Origin of the sequence: Roseateles sp., from assembly GCF_049240545.1 — a bacterium.
Lineage (GTDB): Bacteria > Pseudomonadota > Gammaproteobacteria > Burkholderiales > Burkholderiaceae_C > Paucibacter_A.
In genome coordinates, this window is the sequence record NZ_JBMLSK010000008.1 from 44,757 (window position 1) to 51,014 (window position 6,258).

Annotated in this window: 6 protein-coding genes; 3 read left to right on the plus strand and 3 right to left on the minus strand. The window is 61.2% G+C overall.

Annotated features, from left to right (window positions below; genetic code table 11):
• Positions 1–35 precede the first annotated feature (35 nt).
• The 3 genes from ispE to ACOVRJ_RS00445 are packed head-to-tail and all read right to left on the minus strand — an operon-like array spanning position 36 to position 3,442.
• Positions 36–1,049: a 4-(cytidine 5'-diphospho)-2-C-methyl-D-erythritol kinase gene (gene ispE, locus ACOVRJ_RS00435; protein WP_422041936.1), complete on the minus strand. Its 1,014-nt coding sequence runs from the start codon at positions 1,047–1,049 to the stop codon at positions 36–38.
• 27 nt (positions 1,050–1,076) lie between these two features.
• On the minus strand, positions 1,077–1,643 hold the full coding sequence (locus tag ACOVRJ_RS00440; protein ID WP_422041937.1) for an outer membrane lipoprotein LolB: 567 nt from the start codon (positions 1,641–1,643) through the stop codon (positions 1,077–1,079).
• On the minus strand, positions 1,640–3,442 hold the full coding sequence (locus ACOVRJ_RS00445; RefSeq protein WP_422041938.1) for a tetratricopeptide repeat protein: 1,803 nt from the start codon (positions 3,440–3,442) through the stop codon (positions 1,640–1,642). Before ACOVRJ_RS00445 ends, ACOVRJ_RS00440 begins: the two co-directional genes overlap by 4 nt.
• Positions 3,443–3,523: 81 nt before the next feature.
• Here ACOVRJ_RS00445 and mutM point away from each other — a divergent pair, with 81 nt between their 5' ends.
• From mutM to ACOVRJ_RS00460, 3 genes are read left to right on the plus strand one after another with little or no spacing between them, the layout of a single operon-like run.
• Complete coding sequence (gene mutM / locus ACOVRJ_RS00450; protein ID WP_422041939.1) at positions 3,524–4,357, plus strand: bifunctional DNA-formamidopyrimidine glycosylase/DNA-(apurinic or apyrimidinic site) lyase; 834 nt, start codon at positions 3,524–3,526, stop codon at positions 4,355–4,357.
• Positions 4,342–5,397 (plus strand): A/G-specific adenine glycosylase, encoded by a 1,056-nt coding sequence (mutY, locus tag ACOVRJ_RS00455; protein ID WP_422041940.1) that lies wholly within the window; start codon positions 4,342–4,344, stop codon positions 5,395–5,397. The genes mutM and mutY overlap by 16 nt, the downstream gene beginning before the upstream one ends.
• Before the next feature lie 28 nt (positions 5,398–5,425).
• The gene (locus ACOVRJ_RS00460) at positions 5,426–5,758 is read left to right on the plus strand and encodes a hypothetical protein (RefSeq protein ID WP_422041941.1); all 333 of its coding nucleotides are present in this window, start codon (positions 5,426–5,428) and stop codon (positions 5,756–5,758) included.
• The last annotated feature ends 500 nt before the right edge of the window (positions 5,759–6,258 follow it).

Genomic DNA, 6,258 nt, shown 5'->3' on the forward strand with positions numbered 1-6,258 from the left:
GACTGACGCGTTATTCCTTGCATGTCATTTCTGACTCAGTTTGTGGCCCAGCCCTGAAGCGGGTGCCTGTCCAAACTGCGGCATATTCTACCAGTCCACCCCGTCGGAATTTCGAAGGGCAAGGTCGTTTGTGCGACTATTGACTGGTGCGAACCACCTAAATTTTTTCCTTCACGATTCCGAGTATTCACTCGGGCAAACACCGCGCTGCCTGATCCTGTCATTCGGCTGTTGCCAAATGTGTTCTCTAACATTTGCAGTGCTTGCAGTACCTCAGGGCAGCTTGCTTCGGCAGGTTTTTGAAGATCGTTTCGACCCCAAATTCCCTCATCGCTTTCAACAAGTCTTGCGATCCCTTCGGCATCCAAACTAATTGCTTCAACTTTGTTTGACTCAGCATTGTCTGCTTTGTCTTGCTCGTTTTTGTGAGCGTTGCTGCGAATTGATTTGTGTGCAGGAAAGCCCGCTACTATAGCCACAGAATTTGATCTTGCCAAGAGGGGACTCGAAAATATTTTCTGAGTGGCAATGCTTTCGCTCGGTTTGAGCACCGCAAGGCGCAGCTCGGGCAGCTCGATCGGATGCAAGATTTCTCCGATGCCTTCGACGAAGGCGTGGCTGCCGCCCAAGAAAAACGGCACATCGGCGCCCAGCTTCAAGCCCAGCGGCAAGAGTCGAGAAAGCGGCCAATTCAATTGCCACAGACGGTTCAGGGCCAGCAAGGTGGACGCGGCGTCCGATGAGCCGCCGCCCATGCCGGCGCCCGCAGGCAGGCGCTTCTCGATGTGGATGTCGGCGCCGAAGCTGCAGCCGCTTTCGCTTTGCAAGAGCTTGGCGGCGCGCAGGCACAAATCATCGGGGGGCAGGGCGTCGCCTTGGTCATGGCGAGCCAGCGCGCCATCGCTGCGGCGCTCGAAGTGCAAGGTGTCGGCCCAGTCGATCAGGGCAAAGATCGATTGCAAGAGGTGGTAGCCATCCGGGCGCTTGCCTACCACGTGCAAAAACAAATTCAGCTTGGCCGGGGCCGGGACATCGTAGATCGCAAGCATTGCGGCTTTTTGGTTCAGAAAAGAGTTTCAGTTGGACGATTCGATGCGAGCGCGCAGCGTCACTGCGGGCTCGCTGGGGCGATGCGCGAGGATCAGCCCTTCGCTTTGCTTGGACAGGTCAATGCGCCAGCCCAGCTGTTCAAAGCCGGGACCTGAATTCAGGTCATGACTGGGAGCTTGGGGCCAGGGGCGACCGCGCAGCCAGTCGAACAGGGCCGCGACAGGGATCGATTCGCCCAGCAACTCGCGGGTCAAATCGTCCAGATGGGCGTAGTTGCGCTCACCTTCAGGGGTTTGCAGCAGGACATCGCCGTCTCGCCAACTGGCGCGAGCCATCAAACTGCCGAGAGGCGTACTCAGTTCGAGTTGACCGGCGGCAGGGTTGCCAGTCAGTTCGAATCCGGCATTACCGCCGGAGGCGCGGCCGCTGCTGCCAGCGACTTGCACACTGAGGCGGCCACTCAGGCGCACATCACCTTCGCTGAGCGCGGGGGCAGGCTTGGGTGCCAAGTTCGCGCAGGCGACCAAGCTAATGGCCATGAGCAGGCAAAGCAGGCGAGTCAGCGTGAGTCGCAGGGCTTGCAGTCTGATCATGGGGCCGCTTTCAAACGCTTCAGCGTCTCGCGCAGGGCTTCATTCTTGGGGTCGCGGGCGAGGCCTTCTTGCCAGATACGCTGGGCCTCTGATCGTTCGCCGCTGACCCACAGGACTTCCCCGAGGTGAGCGGCGATTTCTGCGTCGGGCCGAGAGGCATAGGCTTGGCGCAGCAGGCGCAGGGCCTCCGGGATTTGGCCTAGTCGGTACTCCACCCAGCCCATGCTGTCGAGGATGAATGGCTCGGTTGGCACGAAGCTGAGCGCTTTGGCTATCAATTCCCTTGCTTCAGACAGTCGAATATTTCGATCGGCCAAGGAGTAGCCGAGCGCGTTGTAAGCGTGGTGGTGATCAGGTTTGAGGACGATGACGCGCTTGAGCAGGGTTTCCATTTCGTCCAAGCGCCCGAGCTTTTCCGCCATCATCGACTGTTCGTAAATGAGGTCCGGATCCTCGGGGATCCGCTCATTGGCCTTCGCCAGCACTTCATGTGCAGCCTTCCATTGCTGCATATCGCGCAGCAATTGAGATTCGGCCATCAGCTTGGCTCTGAGCTCTTCTGGGCTGGCTTCAGGCAAGGCTTGTAGCAGCTTGCGCGCCTCGGCCAACCTGCCTTGCCGGGCCATCAAGGAGGCACGGCGGTAGCCGACTTCCAACTGGCGTTGTGGCGCGTCCACCTTAATCAGCCAAGCCTCTGCTCCTTTCAGGTCGCCACGCATTTCAGCCGCTTGGGCCAGCATCAGCCATGCTTGTTGATGCGCCTCATTGCTGATCGAGCCTTCGCCTGTGGCATTGTCGCCGGGCTTGGTCTCCAGCAGCCGCAGGTACTCGCGCAAGGCTTTTTCTGCAGCTTCAGCATGCTTCAAGTCCAACTCAAGGGTGCCCAGCGCGAACCAAGCCGAGGCGGTTTGCGGTGAGCCCAGCGTGACGGCGCGAAACTCTCGTGCGGCCTCGGCCGGGCGCTGCGTTCGCGCCAGCGCCCGGCCGTAGGCGAGGCGCAGCAGATGGTTGTCGGGTGAAGTGCTCAGGCGTTCTTGAACCAGCAGTTCCGCGTCGGGCTCACTCGGCATCAGGTCGAGCGCCAGTTGCATCGCGTCTTCCGATTCGGGGGACAGTTTGACGATGTCTCGCGCAGCGTCCAAGGCGCGCCGGTTATCACCTGCAGCGAGATAGAACCTTGCCAGCACCACCTGAGCGATCTCGCGCGTTTCGACACGTTTGGCGCTGGCGCGCAGTACCGGCTCCAAAGCGCGGAGGACCTGTCGAGGTTCGGCTGCACGTTGGAACAGGCGCGGCAGGGAGGCCAGTACGCCGGCACGCTGCTCGACCGGCGTGATGTCCAGCAGGGCGCGCAGCACGTCGCTGACCTCACTCGGTCGGTTCAGCAGAGCCAGCAGTTGAATCACCGTTTGATGGGCTGTTTGCGACTTGGGGCTGGTGTCCCGCCAGGCTTTGGCCGCGATCAGGGCTTGGTCGCCGGCGCGCGCTTGCAGTGCAATACTGATCACGCGTTGAAACAGTTCTTCATCCCCGGTGCGGCGCGCCGCGTCTAGCAAGACTTGAAACGCCACACCGGGCTGCCCGCTGCGCAGCTCCAATTCGCCGATCAGCAACTGATAAAACAGCGGCGCATCCATCGCGGAATTGCGCACCGGTGCCGGGCTCGCGCTTGCTGCGCCGGCGGCACCGGCTGCTGTTTCTACCTTGGGCGCGGGGTTGGCTGGCGCTATTGGGCTGAACAAGGCTGCAGCCAGCGTGGCAATCGCCAGGGGCGGGCTGCGGCGGAAAAAATCGGGCATGAAAGCTCCTGCATCAATACTTCTTGCCTGCGCATCTCGTTGGCGGGGCGAGGGAGCATTCTGCCCCGATATCATCCGGCCATGCCCGAGCTGCCCGAAGTTGAAGTCACCCGTCTCTCGTTTGCCGATGCCATTGAGGGCGCCACGGTGTTGCAGGCATGCCTGGGCAAGCCCTTGCGCTGGCCTTTGGGTGTGCAAGCCGAGCGGCTGATGGGCGGGCGAGTTGGCGCGGTGATTCGGCGCGGAAAGTATCTGTGGTTGCCTTTGTCCCGCCCCGTGAGCGGCGGTGGTTTGCTTGTGCATCTGGGCATGTCGGGCTCGCTGGCCTTCACTCCGCCCGGCGTGGCGGGCGAAGCCGGGCCGCATGACCACTTTGATTTATTGACTGACCGCGGCTTGCTGCGTCTGACCGACCCGCGCCGTTTTGGCGCGGTCGTGTGGTCCGAGGCTTTGGAGGCGCCGGCCGCGGCCAAACTCCTGGCGGGCTTAGGACTGGAGCCTTTTGATGCGCGCTTTGATGGCGCGCATCTGCATGCGGGCCTGAGCGGACGCAAAGTGGCGATCAAGCAGGCTTTGCTGGCCGGCGACATCGTGGTGGGTGCCGGCAATATCTACGCTTGTGAAGCCTTGTTTCTGGCCGGCATTGACCCGCGCCTGCCGGCCGGCAAGCTCAGTCGGCCACGTGCCGAGCGCTTGGCCCGGGCGGTGCGTGGCGTCTTGGCGCAAGCGCTGGACGCTGGCGGCAGCACGCTGCGCGACTTCAAAGATGCCCATGGCGTGGCCGGTAGCTTTCAGATGCAGGCACGTGTTTATGGTCGCGAAGGCCAGCCTTGCTTGACTTGCGGCAGCCCGATTCGGCGCATTGTTCAGGGCCAGCGGTCCACCTTTTTCTGCCCCCAATGTCAAAAGAGATAGAGCTTCCTTTGCAATTTGCGCCTACCTTGGTGGCCTGGCAGCGCCGCCATGGTCGGCACAGCTTGCCCTGGCAGAACACCCGCGACCCGTATCGGGTCTGGCTGTCGGAAATCATGCTGCAGCAGACCCAGGTCACGACAGTCTTGGGCTATTACCAGCGCTTTCTGCAGCGCTTCCCAACCGTCAGTGGTTTGGGGGCGGCCACGCTAGACGAAGTGCTCGCCATGTGGGCGGGCCTGGGCTACTACAGCCGGGCGCGCAATCTGCATGCCTGCGCTCAGGCCGTGCGCGAGCAGCATGGCGGCGCGTTCCCTCGCACGGCCGCTGCGCTGCAGGAGTTGCCCGGCATTGGGCGATCGACCGCGGCGGCGATTGCGGCTTTTTGTTTTGCCGAGCGGGTGGCGATTCTGGACGGCAACGTCAAGCGCGTGCTGACACGCTTGCTGGCTTTTGACGGCGATATGGCCAGCAGTGCCCAGGAGAAAAAACTCTGGGGCCTGGCCACCGAATTGCTGCCGCAGTCTCAAGATATGGTGGCTTACACCCAGGGCGTGATGGACCTGGGGTCGGGTGTGTGCACGCCGCGTGCGCCGCAATGCTTGTTGTGCCCGGTGAGCGAGTTGTGCCGGGGGCGTGAGCAGGGCGAGCCGACCAAGTTCCCGGTCAAGACCAAGAAGCTCAAGCGCAGCCAGCGCGAGAACTGGTGGCTCTGGCTGGAACATGAGGGTCAGGTCTTGCTGCAGCAGCGTCCGGCCAAGGGCGTCTGGGCCGGGCTGTGGAGCTTGCCCTTGTTTGATGACGAAGCGGCGCTGCAGGCTGCAGCCCAAGGCTTGGATCTCGGCCAAGGTCCGGGACAGGGTCTGGAAACCATGCCGCGCATCCAGCATGCCTTGACCCATTTCGACTGGACTTTGCATACCCAGCGGGCCGAATTGCAGCGCCGGCCTGCTGACGCTCAGTTCCATGGACAATGGGTCGCCCGCGAACGCCTCGCGGACTATGCCTTGCCGGCGCCCTTGAAAAAGATGATTCAGGCTTGAGCCGCGTCACATTTTTGGAACACCGACCATGAACGCAAGTCTGAAGTCGACCATTGAATCGGGCCTGGTTGCCTTGTTGGCCGCTGCCTGCTGCATCTGGTTTTTGATCTCAGCGGCTCAAGAGCCGGAGCCGCAGGTGCCGCTGATCGTGCTCTTGTCCTTCGGCTTGGCGGGCTGCTTGGCAGCTCACTGGGCTTTTATGGGCATCGTGGTCAAGCGCACCGGCCGGCCTTTGCTCTTGTGGTTGCCTTTTGTGGTCATCTTGGTGCCGGTGGGCACGGCGGTCTTGCTGGCCTTGATTGCTTCAGCTGAAAAAGACGCGGCCCTGCAAGCATCGGCCCAGCAGCCTGAGCGTTTTTGAAGCGCAACTGTTGAAAAGCGCATAAGCAAACAAGAAAGCATTGTTTAGAAAATATAGGGTTAACACTTACATTGCGAAGGCGCCAACAAGAGCGTGCAGTTGAAAACACCTTTCGCAATGAACCCTGCTTTCTCGCCGACCCGGGCCACCGCCGCCCCGTCGCGCTCTGAGTTTCTTTTGAACTCTGTTTCTTCCTCCACCCAGTCTTCGCGACTCATTTCGGCCGTCTCACGAATGTGTTGATGCCCGCAGGCGAGTACGCCTGATCGATCGCAATATCGGCTGCCTCAGCTGGCATCTCCTTGTTCCAGCGCTGCCCGCGATCACTTCATCCGTCTTTTCTTTGCGTTGATACCGGTTCGGGTGCCTTGCCCTGAGCAGTTCTCCGCATGCCTGGGCCCGAGCTGGGTCCGTCACTCTTTTCTCATTCAAACATCATGCTGAAAGGTGATGTCCCGGCGCGTGGTGTAAGTCCACAGCCCGGAGAGGCTGAGATGCGC

Bases quoted from the DNA above. Each gene is read 5' to 3' on its own strand.
- mutY (WP_422041940.1), top strand. From the start codon at position 4,342: ATGTCAAAAGAGATAGAGCTTCCTTTGCAATTTGCGCCTACCTTGGTG.
- ACOVRJ_RS00460 (WP_422041941.1), top strand. From the start codon at position 5,426: ATGAACGCAAGTCTGAAGTCGACCATTGAATCGGGCCTGGTTGCCTTG.
- ACOVRJ_RS00445 (WP_422041938.1), bottom strand. From the start codon at position 3,442: ATGCCCGATTTTTTCCGCCGCAGCCCGCCCCTGGCGATTGCCACGCTG.
- mutM (WP_422041939.1), top strand. From the start codon at position 3,524: ATGCCCGAGCTGCCCGAAGTTGAAGTCACCCGTCTCTCGTTTGCCGAT.
- ispE (WP_422041936.1), bottom strand. From the start codon at position 1,049: ATGCTTGCGATCTACGATGTCCCGGCCCCGGCCAAGCTGAATTTGTTT.
- ACOVRJ_RS00440 (WP_422041937.1), bottom strand. From the start codon at position 1,643: ATGATCAGACTGCAAGCCCTGCGACTCACGCTGACTCGCCTGCTTTGC.